The 25,580-nt window shown below is 68.0% G+C and carries 26 protein-coding genes; 17 read left to right on the forward strand and 9 right to left on the reverse strand.

Annotated features, from left to right (window positions below; genetic code table 11):
* Positions 1 to 146 precede the first annotated feature (146 nt).
* The 6 genes from WT60_RS20410 (at position 147) to WT60_RS20440 (ending at position 6,830) form a co-directional block, all read left to right on the forward strand.
* Positions 147 to 467 (forward strand): hypothetical protein, encoded by a 321-nt coding sequence (locus WT60_RS20410; protein ID WP_145986839.1) that lies wholly within the window; start codon positions 147 to 149, stop codon positions 465 to 467.
* Between the two features lie 41 nt (positions 468 to 508).
* Entirely contained in the window at positions 509 to 1,285 is a 777-nt protein-coding gene (locus WT60_RS20415; protein ID WP_059642207.1) for a crotonase/enoyl-CoA hydratase family protein, read from the forward strand.
* Positions 1,286 to 1,372: 87 nt separating this feature from the next.
* Positions 1,373 to 2,416: a hypothetical protein gene (locus WT60_RS20420; RefSeq protein WP_059642210.1), complete on the forward strand. Its 1,044-nt coding sequence runs from the start codon at positions 1,373 to 1,375 to the stop codon at positions 2,414 to 2,416.
* A gap of 506 nt (positions 2,417 to 2,922) precedes the next feature.
* Positions 2,923 to 4,242: an MFS transporter gene (locus tag WT60_RS20430; protein ID WP_038747463.1), complete on the forward strand. Its 1,320-nt coding sequence runs from the start codon at positions 2,923 to 2,925 to the stop codon at positions 4,240 to 4,242.
* Positions 4,243 to 4,484: 242 nt separating this feature from the next.
* A complete protein-coding gene (locus WT60_RS20435) occupies positions 4,485 to 5,375 on the forward strand; it encodes an amidohydrolase family protein (protein ID WP_060356431.1) in 891 nt (296 codons plus the stop codon).
* Positions 5,376 to 5,564: 189 nt separating this feature from the next.
* Positions 5,565 to 6,830 carry an MFS transporter gene (locus tag WT60_RS20440; RefSeq protein WP_060356432.1) on the forward strand — a complete coding sequence of 422 codons (1,266 nt, stop codon included), beginning with the start codon at positions 5,565 to 5,567 and terminating at the stop codon, positions 6,828 to 6,830.
* A 21-nt stretch (positions 6,831 to 6,851) separates the two neighbouring features.
* Here the strand turns inward: WT60_RS20440 and WT60_RS20445 are convergent, their stop codons facing one another.
* Positions 6,852 to 7,739: a LysR family transcriptional regulator gene (locus tag WT60_RS20445; protein ID WP_060356433.1), complete on the reverse strand. Its 888-nt coding sequence runs from the start codon at positions 7,737 to 7,739 to the stop codon at positions 6,852 to 6,854.
* A 100-nt stretch (positions 7,740 to 7,839) separates the two neighbouring features.
* Here WT60_RS20445 and WT60_RS20450 point away from each other — a divergent pair, with 100 nt between their 5' ends.
* Positions 7,840 to 9,060 carry an alpha-hydroxy acid oxidase gene (locus tag WT60_RS20450; protein WP_060356434.1) on the forward strand — a complete coding sequence of 407 codons (1,221 nt, stop codon included), beginning with the start codon at positions 7,840 to 7,842 and terminating at the stop codon, positions 9,058 to 9,060.
* A 120-nt stretch (positions 9,061 to 9,180) separates the two neighbouring features.
* Here the strand turns inward: WT60_RS20450 and WT60_RS20455 are convergent, their stop codons facing one another.
* Entirely contained in the window at positions 9,181 to 9,363 is a 183-nt protein-coding gene (locus WT60_RS20455; RefSeq protein WP_038747475.1) for a hypothetical protein, read from the reverse strand.
* Between the two features lie 13 nt (positions 9,364 to 9,376).
* Here WT60_RS20455 and WT60_RS20460 point away from each other — a divergent pair, with 13 nt between their 5' ends.
* A complete protein-coding gene (locus WT60_RS20460; RefSeq protein WP_060356435.1) occupies positions 9,377 to 9,943 on the forward strand; it encodes a GNAT family N-acetyltransferase in 567 nt (188 codons plus the stop codon).
* 213 nt (positions 9,944 to 10,156) lie between these two features.
* Here WT60_RS20460 and WT60_RS20465 read toward each other — a convergent pair whose 3' ends face one another.
* A complete protein-coding gene (locus WT60_RS20465; protein WP_060356436.1) occupies positions 10,157 to 10,777 on the reverse strand; it encodes a LysE/ArgO family amino acid transporter in 621 nt (206 codons plus the stop codon).
* 107 nt (positions 10,778 to 10,884) lie between these two features.
* Between WT60_RS20465 and WT60_RS20470 the strand changes: the two genes are divergently transcribed.
* On the forward strand, positions 10,885 to 11,778 hold the full coding sequence (locus WT60_RS20470; protein ID WP_038747484.1) for a LysR family transcriptional regulator ArgP: 894 nt from the start codon (positions 10,885 to 10,887) through the stop codon (positions 11,776 to 11,778).
* A gap of 36 nt (positions 11,779 to 11,814) precedes the next feature.
* Here WT60_RS20470 and fnr read toward each other — a convergent pair whose 3' ends face one another.
* A complete protein-coding gene (fnr, locus tag WT60_RS20475; RefSeq protein WP_038747485.1) occupies positions 11,815 to 12,570 on the reverse strand; it encodes a fumarate/nitrate reduction transcriptional regulator Fnr in 756 nt (251 codons plus the stop codon).
* A 149-nt stretch (positions 12,571 to 12,719) separates the two neighbouring features.
* The gene (locus WT60_RS20480) at positions 12,720 to 13,187 is read right to left on the reverse strand and encodes a universal stress protein (protein WP_038747488.1); all 468 of its coding nucleotides are present in this window, start codon (positions 13,185 to 13,187) and stop codon (positions 12,720 to 12,722) included.
* 457 nt (positions 13,188 to 13,644) lie between these two features.
* On the opposite strand from WT60_RS20480, the gene WT60_RS20485 reads away from it, so the two are divergent.
* From WT60_RS20485 to WT60_RS20500, 3 genes are all read left to right on the forward strand, one after another.
* Positions 13,645 to 13,875 (forward strand): hypothetical protein, encoded by a 231-nt coding sequence (locus tag WT60_RS20485; RefSeq protein ID WP_038747491.1) that lies wholly within the window; start codon positions 13,645 to 13,647, stop codon positions 13,873 to 13,875.
* Between the two features lie 671 nt (positions 13,876 to 14,546).
* Positions 14,547 to 16,127, forward strand: coding sequence for an aldehyde dehydrogenase (NADP(+)) (locus tag WT60_RS20495; RefSeq protein WP_060356438.1), 1,581 nt, complete (start codon positions 14,547 to 14,549; stop codon positions 16,125 to 16,127).
* Positions 16,128 to 16,132: 5 nt separating this feature from the next.
* Complete coding sequence (locus WT60_RS20500; protein WP_038747578.1) at positions 16,133 to 17,074, forward strand: SMP-30/gluconolactonase/LRE family protein; 942 nt, start codon at positions 16,133 to 16,135, stop codon at positions 17,072 to 17,074.
* 745 nt (positions 17,075 to 17,819) lie between these two features.
* Here the strand turns inward: WT60_RS20500 and WT60_RS20505 are convergent.
* Positions 17,820 to 18,236, reverse strand: coding sequence for a DUF3005 domain-containing protein (locus WT60_RS20505; protein ID WP_038747502.1), 417 nt, complete (start codon positions 18,234 to 18,236; stop codon positions 17,820 to 17,822).
* 269 nt (positions 18,237 to 18,505) lie between these two features.
* On the opposite strand from WT60_RS20505, the gene WT60_RS20515 reads away from it, so the two are divergent.
* Both WT60_RS20515 and epsC read left to right on the forward strand, forming a co-directional pair.
* On the forward strand, positions 18,506 to 18,742 hold the full coding sequence (locus WT60_RS20515) for an HlyU family transcriptional regulator (protein WP_038747504.1): 237 nt from the start codon (positions 18,506 to 18,508) through the stop codon (positions 18,740 to 18,742).
* A 124-nt stretch (positions 18,743 to 18,866) separates the two neighbouring features.
* Positions 18,867 to 19,790, forward strand: coding sequence for a serine O-acetyltransferase EpsC (gene epsC / locus WT60_RS20520; RefSeq protein ID WP_038747507.1), 924 nt, complete (start codon positions 18,867 to 18,869; stop codon positions 19,788 to 19,790).
* Between the two features lie 137 nt (positions 19,791 to 19,927).
* On the opposite strand, the gene WT60_RS20525 is transcribed toward epsC, so the two are convergent.
* From WT60_RS20525 to WT60_RS20535, 3 genes are all read right to left on the reverse strand, one after another.
* The gene (locus tag WT60_RS20525; RefSeq protein ID WP_059671346.1) at positions 19,928 to 20,731 is read right to left on the reverse strand and encodes an SDR family oxidoreductase; all 804 of its coding nucleotides are present in this window, start codon (positions 20,729 to 20,731) and stop codon (positions 19,928 to 19,930) included.
* Positions 20,731 to 21,462: a GTP cyclohydrolase I FolE gene (gene folE, locus WT60_RS20530; protein ID WP_081989521.1), complete on the reverse strand. Its 732-nt coding sequence runs from the start codon at positions 21,460 to 21,462 to the stop codon at positions 20,731 to 20,733. The genes WT60_RS20525 and folE overlap by 1 nt, the downstream gene beginning before the upstream one ends.
* Positions 21,463 to 21,605: 143 nt before the next feature.
* Positions 21,606 to 22,529, reverse strand: coding sequence for a LysR family transcriptional regulator (locus tag WT60_RS20535; protein WP_038747514.1), 924 nt, complete (start codon positions 22,527 to 22,529; stop codon positions 21,606 to 21,608).
* A 166-nt stretch (positions 22,530 to 22,695) separates the two neighbouring features.
* Here WT60_RS20535 and WT60_RS20540 point away from each other — a divergent pair, with 166 nt between their 5' ends.
* The 3 genes from WT60_RS20540 (at position 22,696) to WT60_RS20550 (ending at position 25,512) form a co-directional block, all read left to right on the forward strand.
* Positions 22,696 to 23,919: a 4-hydroxybenzoate 3-monooxygenase gene (locus tag WT60_RS20540; protein ID WP_060356440.1), complete on the forward strand. Its 1,224-nt coding sequence runs from the start codon at positions 22,696 to 22,698 to the stop codon at positions 23,917 to 23,919.
* A 204-nt stretch (positions 23,920 to 24,123) separates the two neighbouring features.
* On the forward strand, positions 24,124 to 24,837 hold the full coding sequence (locus tag WT60_RS20545) for a 3-oxoacid CoA-transferase subunit A (RefSeq protein ID WP_059576896.1): 714 nt from the start codon (positions 24,124 to 24,126) through the stop codon (positions 24,835 to 24,837).
* Between the two features lie 18 nt (positions 24,838 to 24,855).
* Positions 24,856 to 25,512, forward strand: a complete 657-nt coding sequence (locus WT60_RS20550; RefSeq protein WP_038747523.1) for a CoA transferase subunit B — start codon at positions 24,856 to 24,858, stop codon at positions 25,510 to 25,512.
* Positions 25,513 to 25,580 lie beyond the last annotated feature (68 nt).

Below are 25,580 nucleotides of genomic sequence, written 5' to 3' on the forward strand. Positions count from 1 at the left end.
AACGCGCACGCGATTTCGCGTGATGGGCGTTGGACGGCGCGGGCGGCCGATCGGTCAGATCGGTCCGATCGGTCCGATCGGCGACGGAACGATGCGCGTGCCCCGCATCGGCGGCCGCCGCGTCGGGCGGACTCGCGCCGACGACGTTGCCGATCGCCGGTGAACGGCCATGGTTGCCGTCGTTCGTCGACATCGATGTCGATCATCCGTCGCGCGCGACGATCGATGGACGCCGGCCTGCGTTCGATGCGCGGCGCGTCGGCCCGGACGCCGGCAGCGCCGCGACGCCCGGCTTCGACCGTTTCGTCGATGTCGATATCGACATTGGCGCTGGTGGCGGCGTAGGCGCCGGCATCGGCGTCGAGTCCGATCGACGTCGCGCCCATTCGCGCCGCCCCGGCCGCCCTCCGATATCGACGCCCCTTCGCGACGCTCGCGCCGAATTCGTTTCGCTCGACGCCATCTGACGTATAACGAATGGTGGTGTCTGCTCTCCGGGAGGGAGACGATGGACGAAGTCCTTTTCGCAACGGATGGCGCGGTGTGCACGATCACCCTCAACCGGCCCGAGCGCCGCAACGCCGTCGACGGCCCGACCGCTTCGCAGCTGAGCGACGCGTTCGCCCGGTTCGAGGCCGACGCCGCACTTGCGGTGGCCGTTCTGACTGGCGCGGGCGGCAACTTCTGCGCGGGCGCCGACCTGAAGGCCGCCGGCGATCCCGCGCGGCGCAACGCGCTCGACGCAACGGGCGGCGGGCCGGGGCCGATGGGGCCGAGCCGCATGGCGCTGTCGAAGCCGCTCGTCGCGGCGGTGTCCGGCTACGCGGTCGCGGGCGGGCTGGAGCTTGCGCTGCTGGCCGACATTCGCGTCGCGGAGGAGGGCGCCGTCTTCGGCGTTTTTTGCCGGCGTTGGGGTATCCCGTTGATCGACGGCGGCACGGTCAGATTGCCTCGCGTCGTCGGCATGGGGCGTGCGATGGACATGATTCTGACCGGACGTCCCGTCGATGCGTCGGAAGCCAGGGAGATGGGGCTCGCCAACTATGTCGTGCCGAACGGCGAAGGGCTGGCTCACGCGACGCGCCTTGCCCGGCAGATCGCGCAGTTTCCCCGGCAATGCATGTTGGCGGACCGGCGTTCCGCCTACGAGCAGTGGGATTTGCCGCTCGCGCAAGCGCTGCGCCGGGAAGGGGCGGGGGGCGTCCCGGTCGTGCTGGCGGAAGGCGTGGCCGGCGCCGCGCGCTTCGGCGCCGGGCAGGGGCGGCACGGCGCGTTTTCCGACTGAGGCGCGTCGCCGTCCAGCGTCGATAAAGGGGCGGCGATCGAACCGCCGGCGCGCTTTGATACCCGTTCATCGGGCAGGGAGGCGAACATGCCGAGGATTGCGAGAGAGCGTTTCGTCGCGGCGGCGCGCAGGGTGCTCGGCAGCGGGCCGGCCGCGTCGCTCGCGGCGTGCCTGGCGAGCGCGATGCTCGCCGTGGGGGCGGCGCGGGCGCAGCCGCCGTCGTTCGATTCGTACGCCGTCCCGGCCGGCAGCGCGCCGCACGATGTCGCGCCCGCGCCCGACGGCGCCGTGTGGTACACCGCGCAGGCGCGCGGCGCGGTGGGCCGCCTCGATCCGCGCGGCGGCAAGTCCGACTGGGTTCCGCTCGGCGAGGGAGCCGCGCCGCACGGCGTGATCGTCGGCCCGGATCGGGCGGCATGGATCACGGACGGCGGCCTGAACGCGATCGTCCGCGTCGACTCGAAGACGCTCGCCGTCACGCGCTTTCCGTTGCCGAAGGAGCGGGCGAACGCCAATCTGAACACGGCCGTCTTCGACACGCGCGGGCATCTGTGGTTTACCGGGCAAAGCGGCATCTACGGCGAGCTCGATCCGGCGAGCGCCCGCATGCGCGTGTTCGATGCGCCGCGCGGGGCCGGGCCGTACGGCATCTGCGCGACGCCTGACGGCAGCGTGTATTTCGCGTCGCTGGCCGGCAACTATCTCGGCCGCATCGATCCCGCGAGCGGCGCGGCGCAGGTGATCGAGCCGCCCACGCCGAATCAGGGCGCGCGCCGCGCGTGGGCCGATTCGACGGGGCGCGTGTGGATCAGCGAGTGGAACGCCGGAAAAGTGGGCGTGTTCGATCCCGCGACGCACCGATGGCGGGAATGGCGGCTGCCCGGTGAGCATCCGCATGCGTACGCGATATTCGTCGACGACCGCGACATCGTCTGGCTCAGCGAATGGCGCGCGAACGCGCTGGTGCGCTTCGACCCGCGCGCCGAGCGCTTCGACGTGTTGACGCTGCCGCGGCCGCACGCGAACGTGCGCCAGATGATGGGCCGTCGGGGAGAGGTCTGGTTGTCCGAATCCGGCACCGATCATCTGCTGCGCTACCGGTCTCGCGCGGCGGGCGACGGAAGCGACTGACGGCGTGCGCCGCCGCCGGAACGGCGCTCGATCGAGTCGCGGGGGCCCTGTCCGGGCTTTTGCGATGCTCGACGGCAACCCGGCCGCTCCCCGGCCGCGCCATGTGCCGACGTTGCCGCGCGCCGCGCATCGCTCGGGGCGACGCGCGGCTTCGCATGAGCATGAGCATGGATGCGTCGGATCGCGGATCGCGCATCGACGATTCTCCCGGCGCTGCATGAAGAGCCGGCGGCTCGCGGAGCGCGAGACGGCCAAACGCTGGCGGCGCGATGAACCCGCGCCGATCTCGACCCGCCCCGTCGAGAACGCGCAGCGCGAAGCCGGCCACGCGCACCGGCCTCCGCCTCGCACAAGACTTTCCACAAAAGCGAACAAACTTGTTCCGATTATTTCGCTTTCTGCGTCGGCTTGCTCCTCTTACCCTTGCCGTACCCGATTGCGCGCCGTCGCCCGCCGCCGGCATTCGCACGCGCAATCGAGATGACAATCGAAACCGGAGACATCACGTGTCGCAAGCCCGCCCCCTTGCAACTGCCCCCTATGCCCGGCCGGCCGGGACCTTCGCCCGCCTTCGCTCCATCTTCAGCGGCTCGGTCGGCAACCTGATCGAGTACTACGACTGGTACGTGTATTCGGCGTTTTCGCTGTACTTCGCCAAGGTCTTCTTTCCGGCGGGCAGCCAGACCGTGCAGCTCCTCAACACGGCGGCCATCTTCGCGGTCGGTTTCGTCATGCGGCCGATCGGCGGCTGGCTGGTCGGCCTGTACGCGGATCGCAAGGGGCGCAAGGCCGCGCTGCTGATCTCGGTGCTCGCGATGTGCGTGGGTTCGCTGATCATCGGCTTGACGCCCGGCTATGCCACCATCGGCATCGCGGCCCCGGTTCTGCTGGTTCTCGCGCGGCTGCTGCAGGGGTTGAGCCTCGGCGGCGAATACGCGAGCTCGGCTACTTACCTGAGCGAAATGGCCGACAAGACGAACCGCGGCTTCTATTCGAGCTTCCTGTTCGCGACGCTGTCGCTCGGCCAGCTGCTTGCGATGGCGGTGCTCGTCGCGCTGCAGCAGTTTTTTCTGAGCGCCGCGCAACTGGAAAGCTGGGGCTGGCGCATTCCGTTCCTGATCGGATCTCTGGCGGCGGGCGTCGCGATCTTCCTGCGCCGCAACATGGAAGAAACGGAATCGTTCGAACAGCATCGGCTGGGCAAGCGCAGCCGCACGCCGGTCGCGGAGCTGTTCAGGCACAAGCGCGAATGCCTGATCGTCGCGGGCCTGACGCTCGGCGGCACGGTCGCGTTCTACGCGTACACCACGTACATGCAGAAATTCCTGGTCAACAGCGCGGGGATGAGCAAGGCGGACGCGTCGATGGTGTCCGTCATCAGCCTGATCGCGTTCGTGCTGATGCAACCGGTGTTCGGCAGCCTGTCGGATCGGGTCGGCCGCCGTCCGCTGCTGATCGCCTTCGGCGTGCTCGGCTCGGTGTGCACGGTGCCGATCTTCAACGCGCTGACGACGGTCTCGACCATGGGCGGCGCGCTCATGCTGATCTCGGCCGCGCTCTTCATCGTCAGCCTGTATTCGTCCGTCAGCGCGGTCGCCAAGGCCGAGCTTTTTCCGGTCGGGATTCGCGCGCTGGGCGTGGGCTTGCCTTACGCGATCACGGTGTCGCTGTTCGGCGGGACCGCCGAATACATCGCGCTGTGGACCAAGAGCATCGGGCACGAAACCTGGTTCTTCTGGTATGTGTCCGCGTGCGTGCTGGTGTCGCTGCTGTGTTATCTGTGGATGCCCGATCCCAAGCAGGTGTCGCGCATCGATCAGGACTGAGTCGGGCCGCGGCGCATGTGATGGCGCGAGCGCGACGAATGTCCGCACCGGATTTCGCCGCTCGCGCATCACGCGGTTTCGATGCGCCGCGAGGGCGATCGCGGCGGACTCACCCGAGTCGGCGACCGTGAAGCGGCGCGGCGGGCAACGGGCGCGCCCGGCGACTCGGCCAGCCGACGCGCACGCGCGACGGGTTCCGCCCAGCTTGCGCAGGGTTCTTCTCACGCAACGAGGACGTAGCGATGACCGGACTTTCCCGCTTTTCCACCGCATCTGCGTGCGCGGCGCCGCTGCCGGATATCGAGCCGCCGCGCTTTGCAATGCCGCGCGGCGCGGTCGACACGCATGCGCATGTCGTCTCGGCCGACCCCGCCTACCGGATGGTCGACGATCGCAGCTACACGCCGCCGCCCGCGCCGGAAGAGAAGTATCTCGCGATGCTCGACGCAACCGGGATGACGTACGGGGTGCTGGTGCAGATCAGCGTGTACGGCACCGACAACCGCTACATGCTCGAGGTGCTCGGCCGGCATCCGCGGCGATTGCGCGGCGTCGCGGTGGTCGCGCCCGGCGTGTCCGACCGCGAACTGGAGGCGATGCATGCGGCCGGCGTGCGCGGCCTGCGCATCAACGTGCTGTTCGGCGGCGGCATCGGCTTCGCGGCGATGGAGACGCTCGCGCATCGCGTGAACGATCTCGGCTGGCATCTGCAATTCCTCATGGACGTCAAGGCGCTGCCCGAACTCATGCCGCGCATGATGAAGCTGCCGGTGACGGGCGTCATCGATCACATGGGCCATACGCCCGTGGCCGACGGTCTGTCGGCGCCGGGCTTCGTCGCGTTGCGCCATCTGGTGACCGAGCACGGTTACTGGGTCAAGCTCTCCGGCGCGTATCGCATCAGCGAGCGATTCCCGGCCTTCGACGACGCGGCGCCTTTCGCGCGAACGCTGATCGACGATGCGCCCGAGCGCATGGTGTGGGGCAGCGACTGGCCGCATGTGTCGCTCGCGCCGCAGCGCATGCCGAACACCGGCGGCCTGCTCAATCTCGTTGCCGATTGGGCGCCCGACGAGACCGCTCGCCACAAGATCCTGGTGAGCAATCCGGCCCGTCTGTACGGCTTCGCGTAAGAGCGCCCGATAACGGGGGCATGGAGCCATGGAGCCATGGAGCCATGGAGCCATGGAGCAAATGGGGCAATGGGGCAGTGGAGCAAATGGGGCAGTGGGCCGACGGGCCAATGATTCACTGAGGCAATGGGGCCGTGAGGCCACCGGGCGCTTTTCATGCGCCAATCGCCAATGAGGAGGAGACAACACATGAACGGCAACAGCCAGGTGTCGGCGGCCGGCGAAGAACGCTGGTTCGCACGGATGACGGTGGTCGAGAAGCGGACGTTCGTCGCCGCGTTCGGCGGCTGGGCGCTCGATGCGCTCGATTTCATGGTGTTCACGTTCGTCATCGCGACGTTGATCGACGTATTTCACATCGACAAGGCCCAGGCCGGCATGCTGGCGACGATCACGCTGCTGTTCTCGGCGATCGGCGGCTGGCTGGCCGGCATCCTCGCCGACCGCTTCGGCCGCGTCCGCATTCTGCAGTTCACGATCCTGTGGTTTTCCGCGTGCACGGTGCTGATCGGCTTTGCACAAAACTTCGAGCAGATTGTTGTGTTGCGGGCGCTTCAGGGGCTCGGCTTCGGCGGCGAATGGGCGGTCGGCTCGGTGCTGATGGGCGAGATCGTGCGCACCGAATATCGCGGTCGCGCGGTCGGCACGGTGCAAAGCGGCTGGGCGATCGGCTGGGCGGTCGCGGCGATCCTGTACACGCTGTCGTTTTCCATGCTGCCGGAAAATTACGCGTGGCGCGCGCTGTTCTGGGCGGGCGTCGCGCCGGCGCTGCTCGTCGTGTTCATCCGCAGGAAGGTGCCGGAGCCGGAGCTGTTCCAGCGCACGCGCAAGCGCGAAGCGGCAAGCGCGAATCCGATGCCGGCCTGGGCGATCTTTTCTCCCGCTCTCGTCCGGACGACGGCCCTGAGCGCGCTGCTCTGCACGGGCGTCCAGGGCGGCTACTATGCGGTCACGACATGGCTGCCGACGTTCCTGAAGACGGAGCGCCACCTGTCGGTGATCGGCACCGGCGGCTATCTGCTCGTCATCATCGCGGGCTCGTTCGCCGGATACCTGACGGGCGCCCAACTGACCGACCGTCTCGGCCGCCGCGCGAATCTTCTCGTGTTCTCCGTGCTGTCGGGCGCGTGCGTGTTCGTCTATACGCAGCTTCACCTGTCGAACCAGCAAATGCTGCTCCTCGGATTTCCGCTCGGCTTCTCGGCGTCGGGGATCTTCAGCGGCATGGGCGCGTATCTGACCGAGCTTTTCCCGTCCGCGGTGCGCGCGAACGGGCAAGGGTTCGCGTACAACTTCGGACGCGGCATCGGCGCGCTGTTTCCGAGCCTGGTCGGCTATCTCGCGAAAACGGGCGGCCTCGGCACGGCCATCGGCATGTTCGCGGGCGGGGCCTATGTGATCGTGCTGATGGCGGCGCTGCTGCTGCCCGAGACGAAAGGGCGCGAGATTTCCTGACGCGAGCCGCCGTGCGCCCGCTCAGCGAAAATCCGCATGCCGCCGCACCAGCGCCAGCATCGACGGAATCAGCCCGCGCATGTCGCCGCGCCGCCACTGGAACGCATAGTTGAGCGGCGACAGCGGCGGCTCGCTCGTCAATTGCACGAGGCCGCCGCCCGTTCGCGCATCGGCCCAATCGGCGGGCAGGAAGCCGATGCCGACGCCTTCGCGCAGCATGCCCGCCACCGCGCTCCAGTTGTTGCAGGTGATGCGTCGCGGATGGTCGATGCCGCAGGCGAGCAGCCATTCGTCGAGGATGCGCGTGACGCCCGAGCCGGAAGGCAGAATGACGAGCGCATGGCGCGCGATCAGCTCGGGCGTCAACGTGCGTTCGCCGTCGACCAATTTCTCCGCGGCCATCCACGCGAACCGCGCTTCCGCCACCGGCTGCGACAGGATGCTGCCGCGCGACGAACGGCCCGCGACCACCGCGAAATCGAGTTCTCCCGCATCCACTTTCTCTTCGAGCGCCGCGCCGACGTCGACATACGGCTCGAGGATCAACTGCGGATGCAGTTTCTGAACGGCCGCGACCAAGCGAGGCAGCCAGGTCAGCGCCGACAGCTCGCCGACGCCGAAGCGCAGGCGGCCCGTCAATCCCTTGTCTTCCGCGAACGCGTCCTGCAACGCCGCGACGGCTTCCAGAACGCGAACGGCGGCCGGCAGCAGCGTTTCGCCGTCCTCGGTCAGCACGGCGCGGTGGCCGCTGCGGTCGAACAGCGTGCGTCCCACAGCCTGCTCCAGTTCGTTGATCCGCTTGGACAACGAAGAGATCGACAGGTGAAGCCGCTGCGCCGCCGTCGAGAAATTGGCGCAGGTCGCCGCCCAATAGAAGGCGTCCAGTTGCTTGAGCGTCGGAGTTGCCATGGTTCTTCGCTTTTATCGAACGATTTCGTTTGAAGATTATCGCTTTTTATCGATACATCGGCTGCATAGAATGGCAGCGTCGCATCAGGAAAGCCCATAGATGAGCACCCTTACCTCTCCCATCGCGGAAGACGGCCGGCCTGCGGCCAGCACCGGCAAGCCGCCGCGCGTCCTGCACGACGTGCTGAGCCTGCAAGACTTCGAGGCCAAGGCGCGCCGCGCGCTGCCGCGCCCGATCTTCGGCTACGTCAGCGGCGCGGCGGAAGACAACCGCACCCGCGACGACAACCGCGACGTGTTCGACGAATACGGTTTCGTCACGCGCGTGCTGTGCGACGTTTCCCGGCGGCAGCAGACGGTGGAATTGTTCGGGCGGCGCTATGCGTCGCCGTTCGGCATTGCGCCGATGGGCATCTGCGCGCTGTCGGCCTATCGCGGCGACGTCGTGCTGGCGCGCGCCGCGCAGCGCGCGGGGATCGCGTCGATCATGAGCGGCTCGTCGCTGATTCCGCTGGAGGATGTGGCCGCCGCCGCGCCGGGTACGTGGTTCCAGGCGTACCTTCCGGGAGATGCCGAGCGCATTCGCGCACTGCTCGAACGCGTGGCGCGCGCAGGCTACCGAACGCTCGTGGTCACCGTCGACATTCCCGTGTCCGCGAATCGCGAAAACAACGTGCGCACGGGCTTTTCGACGCCGCTGCGCCCCGGCGCGCGCCTGCTCTGGGACGGGCTGACGCGGCCGCGCTGGCTGCTGCGCACGTTCGCGCGCACGCTGCTCGCGCACGGAATGCCGCACTTCGAGAATTCCTTTGCGACGCGCGGCGCGCCGATCCTTTCCGCCAACGTGCTGCGCGATTTCTCCGCGCGCGATCACCTCAGCTGGGCGCACGTGCGGCAAATCCGCGAGCAATGGCAGGGCGACCTGGTGATCAAGGGCATTCTCAGCGTCGAGGATGCGCTGATCGCGCGCGACGCGGGCGCCGACGGCGTGATCCTGTCGAACCATGGCGGCCGGCAGCTCGATGGCGCAGCGTCGCCGCTGCGGATCTTGCGCGACGTCGTGCAGGCCGTCGGCGACGATTACCCGGTGATGATCGACAGCGGCTTTCGCCGGGGATCGGACGTGCTGAAGGCGCTGGCGCTGGGCGCGCGCATGGTGTTCGTCGGGCGGCCGTTCAACTATGCGGCGGCCGTGGCGGGCGAGGCCGGCGTCGCGCATGCGATCCGCCTGCTGCGCGAGGAAGTGGACCGCAACATGGCGATGCTGGGGGTGAACGGCTGCGGCGAGCTCACGCCCGACGTGCTGATCCGCAAGCGCTGAGCGCGCCGGGGCACGGCGGGCTGCACGGTCGCATCCGCCGTTACGTCGCACATGATGCGTGCGGCATGGCGGAATGCGACGGCTCGCGGCGCTGCGTGCCGTGCCGTGCCGTGTCGATTCTCACACTGCCGCCGCGATCGCGATTCGATCGTCGGAATTCGGCACAATGCCGCGTCGCATGCGATTCGGCCGCATGCGCCGCCGCTCGGCCTGCGACGTCGCGATCTTTCGGTCGCGAACGCGCCGGGCTGCATCGCTCATCGAGCGTGCCGCGCCGCCGCCGATCGCGCGGCCGCCGCCCAATTCGGATCGAAGGATGAGTCAACCGGCGAATATCGAGACGAACCGTCTGATTCTGCGCCGTTGGCGCGATGACGATGCGCGCGCGTGGGCGGCGTTGAATTCGGACGCCGAAGTCATCGCGTGGCTCGGGCGGCGCGCGCCGATGACGCTCGCCGACGCGCGCGACGACATCGGCCGCTTCGACGCGCATTTCGATGCGCACGGCTTCGGCCCGTGGGCCGTCGAAACGCGGACCGACGGCGCGTTGATCGGCCTTTGCGGGCTTCGTCGCGTGCTCGAGGGCGGGCATCCGATGGCGCCGTGCGTGGAAATCGCGTGGCGGCAAGCGCGCCTTGCGTGGGGGCGCGGATACATGACGGAGGCGGCCCGCGCGGCGCTCGCGGATGCGTTCGGCGATCATCGGCTGGCCGAAGCATTCGCATGGACAGCCGCCACGAATCTTCGATCGCAACGCGTCATGACCCGGATCGGCATGCAGCGCGCGGCCGCGCGCGATTTCGACCATCCCGCGCTTCCCGAAGGACATTCGCTGCGCCGGCATGTCGTGTATTGCATTCGGCGCGAGACATCGCATGCCTGACGGATGCGCGCCGCGGCGCAAGTCACGCCCTGGCGCATCGAACTTCTCGATTCAGCCGACATTCAGCCGATATTCAGCCGATATTCAGCCGATATTCAGCCGATATTCAGCCGATACGAGGCGCGTGCGCGGCCGATCCTGCACGCACGGCTTCGTTCGCGCGCGAGCGCCGCTCGCTGCGCATTGCGCGACCCGGCGCGCGCAGCCGCGCCGTCACCTCAATTGCACCGCGGCGAGAAACAGCACCATGCCGCCGATCGCGCCGTCGAGCACGCGCCATGCGAGCGCCCGCCTGAACCACGGCGCGAGCAATCGCGCGCCGTAGCCGAGCGCGACGAACCAGATCGCGCTGACCGCCATCGCGCCGATCGCGAACGCGCTGCGCGCGCCTTCCGGTTCGCGCGCGCCCGCCGTGCCGATCAAGAGGAACGTGTCGAGATAGACGTGCGGATTGAGCCACGTGAACGCGAGCGTCATCAGCACGATCGGCCATGCGCGCTGCGCGGGCGGCGCGACGGCCGCGCCCGTTGCGTCGAGCGTCCCGTGCCCGGGCTTGAACGCGCGGCGCAGCGCGCTCAGGCCGAACCACGCAAGATACGCGAGGCCGACGTACAGCACCGCGTGAACGAAGGTCGGATAACGCTCGACGAGCACCGATGCGCCGCCGACGCCCGCGCCGATCAGGAGCATGTCCGACAGCGTGCAGAGCAGCACGATCTTGCCGACGTGCGAGCGCATGATTCCTTGCCGGAGGATGAACGCGTTCTGCGCGCCGATGGTGACGATGAGCGATGCGCACAGCATCGCGCCGTGGGAAAAAGCGATCCAGTTCATGTTCGTTGCTGATTCAGGCGATGGACTAATGGAACGAGAGGCGCTAGTCTGCGGTGATCGCCTGAGTAAGAAAAGCTAAATCATCTAATGCGGATTAAGGAAAACTGATGCTCGACTACGCGTTGCTCGATGCGCTCGCCGAAGTGATCCGCCACGGCTCGTTCGAGCGGGCGGCGAAAGCGCTCAATGTGTCGCCTTCCGCGGTGTCGCAGCGCGTGAAGCTGCTGGAGGAGCGAGTGGGCAGCGTGCTCGTCAAGCGCGGGCAGCCGTGCGTCGCGACGACGTCGGGCGCGCTGCTGTGCCGCCACACCGAGCGCGTGCGCATGCTCGAAGCCGAATTGTCGGCGCACGTGCCCGGATTCGCCGGCGCGGCAACGGGGCCGTGGCCGACGCTGCGCGTCGCCGTCAACGACGACAGCGTCGCGACCTGGTTCGTCGATGCGGTCGGCCCGTTTTGCGCGGAGAGCGGCACGCTGCTCGATCTCGTGATCGACGATCAGGACTACACCGCCGAGCGGATTCGCGACGGCAGCGTGCAGGGCGCGGTGACGGCGCTCGCCGAGCCGATCCAGGGCTGCCGTTCGACGCGCCTCGGCCGGATGCGCTATCACGCGGTGTGCTCGCCCGCGTTCCACGCGCGCTATTTCGGCAACGGCGTCAACCGCGACGCGCTGCGGCACGCGCCGTGCGTGATGTTCAATCCGAAGGACAGCCTGCAGGCGCGCTTCATCCGGCGCGTGACGCGCGTGGATCTCGATCCGCCGCAGCACTGGATTCCGCACGTCGCGGGCTACCTGCGCGCGTGCGAGGCGGGGCTCGGCTGGGGCATGTGTCCGGAGCGGATGGTCGAGCGTCAGATCGCCGCGGGCGAGCTCGTCGATTTGTCGGAGGGAAGAAGCATCGACGTCGAGCTCTACTGGCAGAGCTGGCGATTGTCGATCGGCTGGCTGGACGAGTTCAGCGCGGCGCTCAAGGCGAGCGCCGCGCAGTTTCTGGATTGATTCGGCGCGAGGAAAGGCGCGACGGCGGGCGCGGGATTACAGGCGATGCAGGCCGTCGAAATCGACGATGCGCACCGTCCGGCCCTGCATCTCGATCAGGCCGCGCTTGTGGAACTTCGACAGCGTGCGGCTGACCGTCTCGAGCGTCATGCCGAGATAGCTGCCGATGTCCTCGCGCGTCATCCGCAGGTTGAATTCGTTCGGCGAATAGCCGCGCTTCATGTAGCGCGACGACACGTCGAGCAGGAACGCCGCGACGCGCTCCTCGGCGTTCAGCGAGCCGAGCACCATCGTCTGCGACGTTTCGCGAACGATCTGCTCGCTCATCAGCTTGTGCATGCGCAGCTGCATCGTGCCGGCTTCCGAGCACAGCGTCTTCAGCGCGCTGTACGGGATCACGCAGACCGAGCTGTCCTCGAGCGCGACCGCGGTGCGCGGATGCGCGTCGTCGCAGATGCCGTCGAGGCCGAGGGCTTCGCCCGCGAGGTGCAGGCCGGTGACCTGTTCGCGGCCGTCATGGCGCGTCGCGATGGTTTTCAGCGATCCCGAGCGGACCGCGTACAGGTTGTCGAACGAGTCGCCTTCGCGGAACAGCGTCTCGCCGCGTCGAACCGGGCGGGCGCTGCAGATCACGGATTCGAGGCGCGCGAGCGCTTCGGGCGCGAGCCCCTGGGGCATGCAGAGGTGGCGCATCGCGCACGTCGAGCAGTGTGCGGCCTGGCGCGGCGCCCACGTGCTGGTGGCATGGACGGGAGCCGCGGCGGCGGCGGGTCGGGCGACGGGCGTAAGCATGATGGATGACTCTGAGGTTGAATCGGTAAAGCCATTGTCCCATCGCGGGCTAAGCCTGTTTAGCGACAAAACGCCGCGACTCCCCGTGCGATTTCCTTGTTCGGCCGCAACGCGTGGTTGCGGCGAAACATCGCAGCCGTTGCGTTCGATCAGTGTTCCCGATCTTCCGGATGCGCGGCGGCCGGGATCAGCAGCACGGGCAGCGCCGAGTGCCGCACGCACTGTTCGGCGACGCTGCCGAGCACGAGCCGCTTGAAACCGCGGCGGCCATGCGTGCCGAGCACGAGCAGGTCCGCGCCGAACGCTTTTGCGCCTTCGGCGATGAGCGACGGCACGTCGGCGAGCGACGTCGCCTCGCCGATCTTCAGCGCGCCCTTCACGCCGGCTTCGTGCATCTTCTGCGCGAATTCCTTCGCCAGATCGTTGCCCTGCTGAAGCAGTTGCGTGCGCAGGATCGACGGATCGTAGCCGGGCACGTTGTAGTAGATCGCGGCGTTCTCCACGACGTAGAAGGGCTGCAGCTCCGCGCCGCTCGTCCTGGCGATGCCGAGCGCCGCGTCGAATGCGTGGCGTGCCGTTTCGCTGCCGTCGACTGCGACAAGAATGCGCTGATACATGATGTCTCCGTGGTGCGGTTGAGAAAAGATCGGCCGTTCGGCCGGCTGGGTTTGACGACGTCTTTTTACAAAGTAAACGATTACTGACCAGGGCGCAGCGAACTCGATACGCAGCGATCCGGCGCGGCGAAGTAAACGCGGCGCCGGACTTTTCAGGATTCCGTCGGTCGCGGCGGATTTTTTGCGCGCGATCGGCGTATCGGCCGGATCGGTTCGCGTCGCGTGTCGCGGCGCCGTAATAGACTTGGCCGAGCCCCGGGCACGTTCGCCGAGCGGCGCGAATCGATGCTGGTTTGAAACGCGTCGGGCGAGAGCGTTCCCGACATTTCTTACGAGGATCGACGAAGGCCGCGTGCGAGCGCCGAGGCCGCATGCGCAAGGGCGCGGCCGTCGCGCCCGTCCGCCGCCCGTTTCGTTCCGTTTCGTTCCGTTTCGTCCAACCGGAAAAGGAGGACACATGCCGTATGTCGCGCTCGAGGTGTTGACCGAAGACGCCAACCGGTACGCGCTGCCGGACCTGATCGGCGTGGGCGGCGCTTCGCCCGATGTGCCGCATGTCTGCGAGATGCTGCTCGCGGACGCCCAGTGGCCGACGATTCAGGCATATCTCGATCGGCAGGAGCTGCCTTACAAGTTTGCGCGGCCGAGTACCGGGCGCAGAGTCGGGAGGAACAATCCGAGCTGGTAGGGCGGCGGCCGCGGCGAAGCGGGCCGATCGCCGGCCGGTGCGGGCGATGCCGGCGGCGGCGCGGGTGTCGTCGCCGTCGCCGTCGCTATCGCTCGCGCAGCCGATGGGCGGCGCGCCGTCGGCGCAGGACGTATCCGCAAATCGATTCACGCCGGCGCTTGGCGGACGAGCGTCGATCGTCGGCATTTGTTCGGGCCGGCTTCTCGTTCGCCGAGAATCCCGGAAAGCGTTGATTTCCGAAAACGCGCGTGCATTCCGCGGCATGCGCTCATGTCCGCGATTCGCCGTGGCAGATGCCGTTCGCGTCATGTGAACGGATCGTATCCGTCGCGCCACGTCGGCCCCGGGAACCTGCTGCATCGCTTGTTCGCCGCGATGGCGGCGTGCCGCGCCTTATCGTTGCGCGCGGCCTATCCCGCGTTCGCATGCCGGACTCGTTCGCCGCCGGCCCAGCCCGCTCCGCCTGTCCGCGCGCCGATTCGAGCGAAGCGGCGCGCCGCGCCGTCTGGCACGATAATGCGATTCGCGTGTACCCGATCGGCGCGGCCCGTCGAGCCGCCCGATCGCACTGACTCGTCCGATTCACCCGATTCACCCGATTCGCCTGCGGGCGGCGCGCGCGGCATCGCGCCGCCCGCCGCCCTCGGCAGATTTTTCAATCCGGAGGAAGCATGCAGATCACTGGGGAGATGTTGATTGGCGCGACCGCGGTGCGCGGCACCGAAGGCACGATGCGCGCATTCGATCCGACGCACGACGTCGAGCTCGAGCCGGCGTTCGGCGCGGGCGGCGCGGCCGAAGTCGATCGCGCGTGCCGCCTTGCGAGCGCCGCATTCGATTCCTTTCGCCAGGCGCCGCTCGAGACGCGCGCGCGCTTTCTCGAAACGGTTGCCGAGCGCATCGTCGGGCTCGGCGATCAGTTGATCGAACGCGCGCATGCGGAATCGGCGCTGCCCGTCGCGCGTCTCGAAGGCGAGCGCGCGCGCACGGTCGGCCAGTTGCGGCTCTTCGCGTCGGTGGTGCGCGAAGGCCGCTGGCTGAGCGCGACGCTCGATTCCGCGCAGCCCGAGCGCAAGCCGCTGCCGCGCGCCGATCTGCGCTTGCAGAAGATTCCGGTCGGCCCCGTCGCCGTGTTCGGCGCGAGCAACTTTCCGCTCGCGTTCTCGGTAGCGGGCGGCGACACCGCGTCGGCGTTCGCGGCCGGCTGCCCGGTCGTCGCGAAGGCGCATCCCGCGCATCTGGGCACGTCGGAGCTCGTCGGGCGCGCGATCCGGCAGGCGGTCGCCGATTGCGGTCTGCACGAAGGCGTGTTCTCGCTCGTCGTCGGCGCGGGCAACGCGATCGGCGAGGCGCTCGTCGCGCATCCGGCGATCAAGGCGGTCGGCTTCACCGGCTCGCGCGGAGGCGGCATCGCGCTGATGGGCGTCGCCGCCCGGCGGCGCGAGCCGATTCCGGTCTTCGCGGAAATGAGCAGCGTCAATCCGTTCTTCGTGCTGCCCGGCGCGTTGCGCGCGCGCGGCGCGACGATCGCCCAAGGCTTCGTCGAATCGCTGACGCTCGGCGTCGGACAGTTCTGCACGAATCCCGGGCTCGTCGTCGCGCTCGACGGGCCGGACCTGAAGGCGTTCGCCGACGCGGCCGCGCAGGCGCTCGCGCAAAAGGGCGCGCAGACGATGCTGACCTCGGGCATCGCGTCGTCGTACGAGAGCGCGGTCGCCGCGCGCCGTGCGGCGACGGGCGTGAGCGAAGTCGCGCAGGGCGTGCGCAGCGACGCGCGCAACGCCGCGCTGCCCGCGCTGTTCACGACGACGCAAACGCAGTTCGCCCAGGACCCGCGGCTCGAAGCCGAGATCTTCGGGCCGACGTCGCTTGTCGTCGTGTGTCGCGACGTCGGCGAGATGATCGCGCTCGCCGAGCACATCGAAGGGCAGTTGAGCGCGACGCTGCATCTCGAAGACGACGATGTCGAGCTGGCGCGCAAACTGTTGCCGACGCTCGAGCGCAGGGCGGGCCGCATCGTTGCGAACGGGTATCCGACGGGCGTCGAGGTTGCGCACGCGATGGTGCACGGCGGGCCGTTCCCGGCGACCTCGGATTCGCGCAGCACGTCGGTCGGCGCGCTCGCGATCGAGCGCTTCCTGCGGCCCGTCTGCTATCAGGACTTGCCCGCGGCGCTGCTGCCGGCCGCGCTCGCCGACGCGAATCCGCTCGGCCTCTGGCGCTTGCGCGACGGCCAGCTCGGCAGGGAGTGAACGCGATGCGCGAAATCGAATCCAGGCGCTATCCCGATCCGGCCGTGCGCGTGCTCGATCCGCGTTTCGACGCGCTGCGCATCCGGTCGGCGTCCGTCGAATGCCTGTTTCAGGGCGCGCGCTGGGCCGAGGGGCCGGTGTGGTTCGGCGACGGGCGTTACTTGCTGTGGAGCGACATCCCGAACAATCGGCTCCTGCGCTGGGACGAGCAGAGCGGCGCGGTCGGCGTGTTCCGCCAGCCGTCGAACAACGCGAACGGCAACACGCGCGATCGCGCGGGGCGGCTCGTCACCTGCGAGCACCTGACGCGCCGCGTCACGCGCACCGAGTACGACGGCTCGATCACGGTGCTCGCCGAACGCTTCGAAGGCAGGCGCCTGAATTCGCCGAACGACGTGATCGTGAAGTCCGACGGCTCGATCTGGTTCAGCGATCCGGACTTCGGCATCCAGAGCTTTTACGAAGGCGAGAAGCAGGAGCCGGAATTGCCCGAGCGCGTTTATCGGATCGATCCGCACACGAGAGAGCTCGAAGCCGTCGTCGACGGCGTGCCGGGGCCGAACGGCCTCGCATTTTCGCCGGACGAATCGATACTCTACGTCGTCGAATCGAAGGGCCGGCCGCGCACGATCCGCGCTTACGATGTTGCGAGCGACGGCAAATCGGTGCGCAACGAACGCGTGCTGATCGATGCGGGAGAGGGGACGCCCGACGGTTTTCGCGTCGACGCGCACGGCAACCTGTGGTGCGGCTGGGGGATGGGCGCCGACGAGCTCGACGGCGTGCGCGTGTTCACGCCGGAAGGCGACGCGATCGGGCACATCGCGTTGCCCGAGCGTTGCGCGAACGTCTGCTTCGGCGGACGGCACAGGAACCGGCTGTTCATGGCGGCGAGCCATGGCTTGTATTCGCTGTACGTGAACGCGCAAGGGGTGGCGGGCGGTTGAGCGCGGGCGCGTCGCGATGCGCGTGGCTCGCGTCGCGGGGCAGCGCGGTTCGGCCTCCTGCGTTCGGGCGTTGCGCATGCGTTGCGTTGCGTCGCGTCGCAACGCCGTAGGTTGCGCCGCGCCGACGCGCACCGCGTGCAGGTCGGCTCGAGCGCGGCAGCAGGCGGCGCGGCGGCCGTTGTCGAAATCCGGATCGACGCTATCACCGCTTTCCGGGGCAACCGCACATCGATATCGACGCTGGTACCGGTACCGATTTCGCCGATGCCGCGAAAACCGATGACGCCGCATCGACGCGCGCGGCAACTGAGGGCGCGCATGTGCGTTTCGCGGTGAAGCACATGCGTTTCGTGAAGCGTGGTGAAGCGATGCGGCAGCGGCGATCGGCGACGTTTACCGTTCGTTACGCATTGCAAGCCGCGCGAGCGCAACTCCGTTGCGTGCGCGTCGGCTTATCTCGAAAAGATTCGGCATGCGCCGACCGGCGAAAACGCTATGCGTCGCGCCTGCGTGCACATTCAAACGCCCGAATCAAACGATCGGCCCGATTGAATGCGCAGTCGAGCGGGTCTCTTGGCATACGAATGCGAACGCGGCCGAACGGCGCGCCCGTCATGCGGCGGTGACGATCGCCCGGCTTGCGAGCCGATGCCGCATCGGCGGCACGCATCGGCGGCACGCATCAGCGCGCGCCGGCACGCACGCAACGACAACGCCGACATGCACGTCGACATCAACACCGACATCAACGCGGAATCGGCGCGAACTCGACGATGCGACCCGGCCGGCGCGGCGGATGATAAGGCAGCGCAAACTCGTCGGCCGCGCGCGCATCGCGCGACGCGGCGGCGTCGAACCCCTTGTCGACGACGGTATAGCCCGAGCGCAGCGCAAACTGCGGATGATTGCCGGCGGGCCGGCTGTCGAAGCCGGCGAAGCCGTCGGGCGTCTCGGGCATCGCATTGACGAGCGACGCGTTGCTCGTCGTGATCTGGTCAGGAGAAATCGGCCCGCCGCTTGCAATGCGGGCGGCCTCGCGGTTCTTGCCGTCGGTGTCGACGGTGCTGTCGTGCGTCGCGTCGTTGTACAGCTCGACGCTGCGCGGATGCGCGCGGCCGGCGTCGGCGGGCGCCCTGCGTTCGAACGGATTCATCGCGATCATCCTCGCGGCGCGACGCCCGGATCTTGCAAGACCCGTTCCGGGCAAGACGGAAAAGGACGCGCGTGCGAGCGCCGCCGTCGCGCCGCGTGTCACGCTTTCCAAATAATTATTTCAGCTAGAAGACGCGTTTTCTACAGAGTATGATTCTTTTCCGACAAAGCGGTGCGCGACATTTGGCGCACCCGCTTTCGCCCGCATCGGGCGCCGCGGCATCCTTAACGGACGGGTAGCGAAGAAGAAGGTAAAGGGGACTTAAGGTGGGCGGACTTATGCACTCTACGACTACGGCATTCACGCATCGCGGGTACCTGCTGAACTGTGCGCCGGCGCGCTCAAGCGACGGCTCGTTTCAGCCTTACGTCGTCATCTCCCGATCGAGCGACGGCGAGCTGGTCGCGAATCGTTTCTTTCCCTCCGATCTGCATTTCAACGACGAAGACGCGGCGATCGCGCATGCGCGCGATTGGGCCGTCCGATGGATCGACGCGAGCAGTCTCACGATTTAGGACGGCGCGGCGAAGCGCGCGGCGGCGTGCACGCCGCTGACGCGGCAAAAACGCGGTAATCTTGCGGAACCCGTCACTTTTATTGGACGGCCGTGCGCCGAAGCGCGGCCGTACGTTTTTGCCCATGTCGAAATCCGCCCGAAACTGGGACCTCGAACACATCGTCGCCGAGCTGCGCGAATCGCGCGAGAAGCTGCACCGGACGCGCCATCCGCGCGGCATTCGCGAACTGCCTTCGCGCGACGCGATCTGCACGATCGTCTCGGGCCTGCGCGCGTCGATGTTCCCGACGCATTACGGCGCGCCCGATCTGACCGACGAGACCGTCGACTACTACGTCGGCCACACGCTCGAAAGCACGCTGCGCCTGCTCGCCGAGCAGATCCGCCGCGCGCTGCCGTTCCTCCCCGAGCACGCTGACACGCCGCCCGCCGCGCTCGCCGAACGCGCGTTCGGAATCGCGCGCGAGCTGGGCACGCAACTGCCCGGCATCCGCGCGCTGCTCGTCAGCGACATTCAGGCCGCGTACGCCGGCGATCCGGCCGCGCAGCACATCACCGAGATCCTGCTCTGCTATCCGGGCGTGCTCGCGATGATGCACCACCGGCTCGCGCACGCGCTGTATCAGCTCGGCGTGCCGCTGCTCGCGCGGTTCATCAACGAGATCGCGCATTCGGCGACGGGCATCGACATCCATCCGGGCGCGCAAATCGGCCCGAGCTTCTTCATCGACCATGGCACGGGTGTCGTGATCGGCGAGACAGCGATCATCGGCGAGCGGGTGCGGCTCTATCAGGCGGTCACGCTCGGCGCGAAGAGCTTCCCCGCCGACGGCGACGGGGTGCTCGTCAAGGGCAACGCGCGGCATCCGGTCGTCGAGGACGACGTCGTGATCTATGCGGGCGCGACGATCCTCGGCCGCGTGACGATCGGCAAGGGTTCGGTGATCGGCGGCAACGTGTGGCTCACGCACAGCGTGCCGCCCGGCAGCAGCGTCGCGCAAGGGAAGATCCGCGAGAGCGACAAGGAGCAGATCGAGAAGGATTGAGCGGATGGCGCGGTTGCCGCTTGACGGCACCGCCGCGCTCGCTCACGCTGATTGCGGCTTGCGGCTTGCGGCTTGCGGCTTGCGGCTTGCGGCTTGCGGCTCGTCGGCAACCGGTTGCCGCAGTCGCCCTTGCCGGATCAATGCTCACCGGCCGGCGAACGATGCTTGTACAGCACGTCCTGATCGACACGGATCAGGTTCTGTCCCGCGTCGACGACGAAATCGGCGCCGTTGTAGGCCGGCCCGGTCAGCAGCAGGATCGCGTCCGCGACGTCGTCCGGCCCGGCGATCCGCGCGAGCGGCGTCGATGCGCGGCTCGCGTGCTCGAAGTCGGCCTGCGTCTGGTCGTCGCTCGGCAGCATCAATCCCGGAAACACGGCGTTCACGCGCAGCACCGGGCTCGCCGACAGCGCGAGCATCTGCGTGAGATTGCCGAGCGCCGCTTTCGCGACCGTGTAGCTGAAATGGTCGCGATGGAAGTTTTCCTTGATCTTCTGATCGACGACGTTGATCACGACGCCCTGCGCGCCCGCCGCCTTCGCGCGCTCGTAGTACGCGCGCGTGAGCAGGATCGGCGCGCGGCAGTTGATCGCCCACGCGTTGTCGAACGCAGCGAGATCGAAGCTCGGCAGATGGTCCTGCCAGAACACCGACGCGTTGTTCACGAGCACGTCGAGACGGCCAAAGCGCGCGTAGACCGCATCGACGAGACACGCGATCGCATCCGCGTGCGCGAGGTCCGCCTGCAGCGCGACGGCCTCGCCGCCCGACGATTCGATTTCGCGCGCGACGGCCTGCGCGGCATCGGCCGAGCGGTCGTAGTGCACGGCGACGCGATAACCGCGCGCGGCGAAGCGCAGCGCGAAGGCGCGGCCCGCGCGGCGAGCGGCGCCCGTCACGAGCACGACGGGTGCGGTGGCTGGATTCAAGCTCGACTGCATTACGTATTCGTCAGGTTGACCGAGGAAGGATTCGCGACGATCGACAGGAATTCGCGGCGCGTAGTCGGATCGGTGCGGAACGTGCCGAGCATGCGCGACGTCACCATCTCGACGCCGGGCTTGTGGATGCCGCGCGTCGAGATGCACTGGTGCGCGGCCTCGAGGATCACGCCGACGCCCTTCGGCTGCAGCACGTCGAACAGCGTGTCGGCGATCTGCACGGTCATCTTTTCCTGGATCTGCAGGCGTTTCGCGAATGCGTCGACGAGCCGCGCGAGCTTCGAGATGCCGACGACGCGATGGTTCGGCAGATACGCGACATGCGCGCGGCCGATGATCGGCACCATATGGTGCTCGCAATAGCTTTCGAAGCGGATGTCCTTCAGCACGATCATCTCGTCGTAGCCGTCGACTTCGCTGAACGTGCGCGCGAGGATGTCGCGCGGTTCGAGCGCGTAGCCGGAGAAAAATTCCTCGTACGCGCGCACGACGCGCGCCGGCGTGTCGGCGAGGCCCTCGCGCGCCGGATCGTCGCCTGCCCAGCGAAGCAGCACGCGAACGGCCGCTTCGGCTTCGTCGCGGCTCGGCCGGGGCGTGGCCGGGGGAAGCGTCGCGGGCTTGCGAGCCGCGTTGCGGGCCGTCTGCTTGCTCGCCGTTTCGTTCGTCTTGTTGGCCGCCGCCTTGCGTACGGTCGGGGCCGCGCGCTTGCTCGCGGTCTTTCCTTTAGCCATATCCTCTGAACTCCGTGAAGACCGCCGATGCTGCGGCCGGTCGATCATTGTTTCATGCTTTCGCTGCGTGCGTGCGCTGTGGTTCGCTTTTGCGAACGACGGGCGTGTGTTGCCGCACGCGCGGCTCTGCGCGGTCATTTCGGTCATTTCGGCCATTCGTCGAGCGCGTCGTTGAATAGCCCGGCGACGACGCCGCGCAGCCACGCGATGCTCGGATCGTTGTGGAACTTGCGATGCCAATGCTGCTTCAGGTCGAAGCGCGGCAACGGCAGCGGCGGCTCGACGAGCGTGATCGATGCGTGCTCGGTCGCGTACGCGTAGCCGATCGCGTGCGGGACCGTCGCGATCAGGTCGGTGCGGCTCAGGATGAACGGCAGGCTCATGAAGTGCGGCGTTTCGAGCACTGCCCGGCGCGCGAGCCGCCGCTTCGCCAGATGCCGCTCGAGCACTTCCTGGCTGCGGCCCTCCGCGTGCACGACCGCGTGGCCGCACGCGAGAAACTGCTCGAGCGTGAGCGGCCGCTCCGCAAGCGGATGGCCGCGCCGCAGCAGGCAGATGAAGCGGTGCGTGAAGAGCCGCTGCTGAAAGAAGTTGGTGCCGCCGAGATCCGGAAAGTAGCCGATCGCGAGATCGACGCGGCCGTCCTCGAGCGCGTGCCCGACCTCCGCGTGCGGCAGCGAAACCGAACGCAGGTTCGCTTGCGGCGCGCGTTCCGCCAGCGCTTGCAGCAGCCTCGGCAGGAACACGATCTCGCCGACGTCGGACAACGCGATCGCGAACGTGCGCGCGCTCTTCGCCGGATCGAAGTCGTGCGGCGCGACGAGCCCGCGCTCGATGCTCGCGAGCGCGTCGCGCGCGGCGGGGATCAGCGCGAGCGCGCGCGGCGTAGGCTCCATGCCGCGCGACGTCCGCACGAAGAGCGGATCGCCGAAGTGCTCGCGCAACCGCCCGAGCGCGGCGCTCACGCGCGGCTGGCTGACGCCGAGCAGCTCGCCTGCGCGGCTCACGTTGCGCGTCTCGTGGAGCGCGACCAGGTACGGAATGAGGTTCAGATCGAGTTCGGGCATCGCGTCGCTACTATTGAAAATCCGTATACAACTTATCTCCTGAATTGCGTTGCCGCATAGTCGGGATAGCGCCGACAATCGGTTCGCCATTCGAATCAATGTTCACATTTCATGCAGCCGGTGCAAGCGCCGAAGCGCTGACTCCGGTCGACACAGGAGACGAACAATGCGCACGCAAGTCGCGATCATCGGCGCCGGTCCGTCCGGGTTGCTTCTTTCCCATCTGCTTCGCCTGCAAGGCGTCGAATCCGTCGTGCTCGAAACGCGTTCGCGCGAATACTGCGAGAACCGCATCCGCGCCGGCGTGCTCGAGCAAGGCACCGTCGACACGCTGAACGAAGCCGGTCTGGGCGCGCGGATGCGGCGCGAGGGCCTCGTTCACCATGGCGTCGAGCTGCTGTTCGGCGGCCGCCGCCACCGGATCGACTTCGGTGACCTGACACCCGGCCGGGCGATCACCGTCTACAGCCAGCACGAGGTCGTGCGCGATCTGATCGCGGCCGCGCTCGAGCACGGCCAGCCGACCCATTTCGACGTGCGCGACGTCGCGCTGCACGACGTGGCGACCGGGCGGCCGTCGGTGACGTTCTCGCATGCGGACGGGCGCACCGAGCGCATCGACTGCGACTACGTCGCCGGCTGCGACGGCTTTCACGGCATCGCCCGCCGGACGATTCCCGCCGAGCGGCTGCGCACGTTCGAGCGCGTGTATCCGTACGCTTGGCTCGGCATCCTCGCCGAGGCGGCGCCGTCGCTCGACGAGCTCGTCTATGCACATCATGCGCGCGGCTTCGCGCTGTTCTCGATGCGCTCGCCGACCGTCACCCGACTGTACCTGCAATGCCGGCCCGACGAGAACCTGGCCGAATGGCCGGACGAGCGGATCTGGGGAGAGCTGCGCACGCGCTTCGAGAACGACAGCGGCTGGATGCCGAGCGAAGGCCGCATCACGCAGAAGAGCGTGACGCCGATGCGCAGCTTCGTGTCCGAGACGATGCAGTACGGGCGGCTGTTCCTGGCGGGCGATGCCGCGCACATCGTGCCGCCGACGGGCGCGAAGGGGATGAACCTCGCGGTCGCCGACGTCCGGGCGCTGTCGCGCGCGCTCGGCGCGCGCTACCGCGACGGCCGCGACGACTTGCTCGACGCGTACTCGTCAACCTGCCTGGAACGGGTATGGCGCGCTGAGCATTTTTCGTATTGCATGACGAACATGCTGCATCCGTGCGCCGACGATTCGCCGTTCGTCAATCGGCTCAGGCGCGCCGAGCTCGAGTACGTCACGCGTTCGCGCGCGGCCGCGCAGTCGCTCGCGGAAAACTACGTCGGCTTGCCGTTCGACGACGCGTCGCGCGCCACGCCTTCCTTCGGCGCGGCCGCCGCCGCGTGAGCGCATCGCGCGGAAATCGCGCAAGGCAGGCCCGCGCGCCGTCGTCTTGACAATTCTGCGCGCGCGCCTCTATGATCGGCACACCGTTCGCTAATCGAATCTGAGTTCGTAATTCGAACAAATCGGATCGCCTGGCGAAGCGCGCAGCCATGCGCGAACGCGTGCCGCAGCGGGCGGCGCGCGCGGATTCGCACAGGAAGAGACATGGTCAACAAGATTTTCGATTCCCTCCAGTCGGCGGTGGCCGACGTCCACGACGGCGCGACGATCATGATCGGCGGCTTCGGCACGGCCGGGATGCCCGCCGAGCTGATCGACGCGCTGATCGCGCACGGCGCGCGCGAGCTGACGATCGTCAACAACAACGCCGGCAACGGCGAGACGGGCCTCGCCGCGCTGCTGAAGGCGAAGCGCGTGCGCAAGATCATCTGCTCGTTCCCGCGCCAGGCCGATTCGCAAGTGTTCGATGCGCTGTATCGCGCGGGCGAGATCGAGCTCGAGCTGGTGCCGCAAGGCAATCTCGCCGAGCGGATTCGCGCGGCGGGCGCCGGCATCGGCGGATTTTTCTCGCCGACCGGCTACGGCACGAAGCTTGCCGAAGGCAAGGAAACGCGCGTGATCGACGGCAAGCATTACGTGTTCGAAACGCCGATTCACGCGGATTTCGCGCTCGTGAAGGCGTACAAGGGCGACCGCTGGGGCAATCTCGTCTATCGGAAGACCGCGCGCAACTTCGGCCCGGTGATGGCGATGGCCGCGAAAACGTCGATCGTGCAGGTGTCGCAAGTCGTGCCGCTCGGCGCGCTGAATCCCGAGCACGTCGTGACGCCCGGCATCTTCGTGCAGCGCATCGTCGAAGTGCCGCAGGCCGCGCATGCGGCCGAGCTGGCCGCCGAGCGCGCCGCGAGCGCCGCCTGAATCCCCGAGGAGAGCACGATGAAACGACTGACCCGCGACGACATGGCCAAGCGCGTCGCGCAAGACATTCCCGAAGGCGCGTACGTGAACCTCGGCATCGGCGTGCCGACGCTCGTCGCGAACCATCTCGATCCGCGCAAGGAAATCTTCCTGCACAGCGAGAACGGCCTGCTCGGCATGGGCCCGGCCCCCGCGGCGGGCGAAGAGGACGACGAGCTGATCAATGCCGGCAAGCAGCACGTGACGCTGCTCACGGGCGGCGCGTACTTTCATCACGCGGATTCGTTCGCGATGATGCGCGGCGGCCATCTCGACTATTGCGTGCTCGGCGCGTTCCAGGTATCCGCGAAAGGTGATCTCGCGAACTGGCATACGGGCGCGCCCGATGCGATTCCCGCGGTCGGCGGCGCGATGGATCTCGCGATCGGCGCGAAGCAGGTGTTCGTGATGATGGAGCACCTGACGAAGCAGGGCGAAAGCAAGATCGTCGCGCAATGCTCGTATCCGGTGACGGGCGTGCGTTGCGTCGATCGCATTTACACCGATCTCGCGGTGCTCGACGTGACGAGCGACGGGCTCGCCGTGCGCGAGATCTTCGCCGGCATCTCGTTCGACGAGCTGCAGAAGCTCACGGGCGTGCCGCTCGTCGACGCGACGCAGAAGGCCGCCGCATAACGCGGCGGCGCGCGGCGCCGCACGCGTTTGTTTCGCCCGGCCGCCTGGCGTGTCGCCGAGGTCGGCCG

This window comes from Burkholderia sp. MSMB617WGS, assembly GCF_001532025.2.
GTDB lineage: Bacteria > Pseudomonadota > Gammaproteobacteria > Burkholderiales > Burkholderiaceae > Burkholderia > Burkholderia savannae.

What these genes read in the sequence shown, in the direction of transcription:
- WT60_RS20415 (WP_059642207.1), top strand. Translation starts at nt 509, where the DNA reads ATGGACGAAGTCCTTTTCGCAACGGATGGCGCGGTGTGCACGATCACC.
- WT60_RS20420 (WP_059642210.1), top strand. Translation starts at nt 1,373, where the DNA reads ATGCCGAGGATTGCGAGAGAGCGTTTCGTCGCGGCGGCGCGCAGGGTG.
- WT60_RS20435 (WP_060356431.1), top strand. Translation starts at nt 4,485, where the DNA reads ATGACCGGACTTTCCCGCTTTTCCACCGCATCTGCGTGCGCGGCGCCG.
- WT60_RS20440 (WP_060356432.1), top strand. Translation starts at nt 5,565, where the DNA reads ATGAACGGCAACAGCCAGGTGTCGGCGGCCGGCGAAGAACGCTGGTTC.
- WT60_RS20445 (WP_060356433.1), bottom strand. Translation starts at nt 7,739, where the DNA reads ATGGCAACTCCGACGCTCAAGCAACTGGACGCCTTCTATTGGGCGGCG.
- WT60_RS20450 (WP_060356434.1), top strand. Translation starts at nt 7,840, where the DNA reads ATGAGCACCCTTACCTCTCCCATCGCGGAAGACGGCCGGCCTGCGGCC.
- WT60_RS20460 (WP_060356435.1), top strand. Translation starts at nt 9,377, where the DNA reads ATGAGTCAACCGGCGAATATCGAGACGAACCGTCTGATTCTGCGCCGT.
- WT60_RS20465 (WP_060356436.1), bottom strand. Translation starts at nt 10,777, where the DNA reads ATGAACTGGATCGCTTTTTCCCACGGCGCGATGCTGTGCGCATCGCTC.
- WT60_RS20470 (WP_038747484.1), top strand. Translation starts at nt 10,885, where the DNA reads ATGCTCGACTACGCGTTGCTCGATGCGCTCGCCGAAGTGATCCGCCAC.
- fnr (WP_038747485.1), bottom strand. Translation starts at nt 12,570, where the DNA reads ATGCTTACGCCCGTCGCCCGACCCGCCGCCGCCGCGGCTCCCGTCCAT.
- WT60_RS20480 (WP_038747488.1), bottom strand. Translation starts at nt 13,187, where the DNA reads ATGTATCAGCGCATTCTTGTCGCAGTCGACGGCAGCGAAACGGCACGC.
- WT60_RS20485 (WP_038747491.1), top strand. Translation starts at nt 13,645, where the DNA reads ATGCCGTATGTCGCGCTCGAGGTGTTGACCGAAGACGCCAACCGGTAC.
- WT60_RS20495 (WP_060356438.1), top strand. Translation starts at nt 14,547, where the DNA reads ATGCAGATCACTGGGGAGATGTTGATTGGCGCGACCGCGGTGCGCGGC.
- WT60_RS20500 (WP_038747578.1), top strand. Translation starts at nt 16,133, where the DNA reads ATGCGCGAAATCGAATCCAGGCGCTATCCCGATCCGGCCGTGCGCGTG.
- WT60_RS20505 (WP_038747502.1), bottom strand. Translation starts at nt 18,236, where the DNA reads ATGATCGCGATGAATCCGTTCGAACGCAGGGCGCCCGCCGACGCCGGC.
- WT60_RS20515 (WP_038747504.1), top strand. Translation starts at nt 18,506, where the DNA reads ATGCACTCTACGACTACGGCATTCACGCATCGCGGGTACCTGCTGAAC.
- epsC (WP_038747507.1), top strand. Translation starts at nt 18,867, where the DNA reads ATGTCGAAATCCGCCCGAAACTGGGACCTCGAACACATCGTCGCCGAG.
- WT60_RS20525 (WP_059671346.1), bottom strand. Translation starts at nt 20,731, where the DNA reads ATGCAGTCGAGCTTGAATCCAGCCACCGCACCCGTCGTGCTCGTGACG.
- folE (WP_081989521.1), bottom strand. Translation starts at nt 21,462, where the DNA reads ATGGCTAAAGGAAAGACCGCGAGCAAGCGCGCGGCCCCGACCGTACGC.
- WT60_RS20535 (WP_038747514.1), bottom strand. Translation starts at nt 22,529, where the DNA reads ATGCCCGAACTCGATCTGAACCTCATTCCGTACCTGGTCGCGCTCCAC.
- WT60_RS20540 (WP_060356440.1), top strand. Translation starts at nt 22,696, where the DNA reads ATGCGCACGCAAGTCGCGATCATCGGCGCCGGTCCGTCCGGGTTGCTT.
- WT60_RS20545 (WP_059576896.1), top strand. Translation starts at nt 24,124, where the DNA reads ATGGTCAACAAGATTTTCGATTCCCTCCAGTCGGCGGTGGCCGACGTC.
- WT60_RS20550 (WP_038747523.1), top strand. Translation starts at nt 24,856, where the DNA reads ATGAAACGACTGACCCGCGACGACATGGCCAAGCGCGTCGCGCAAGAC.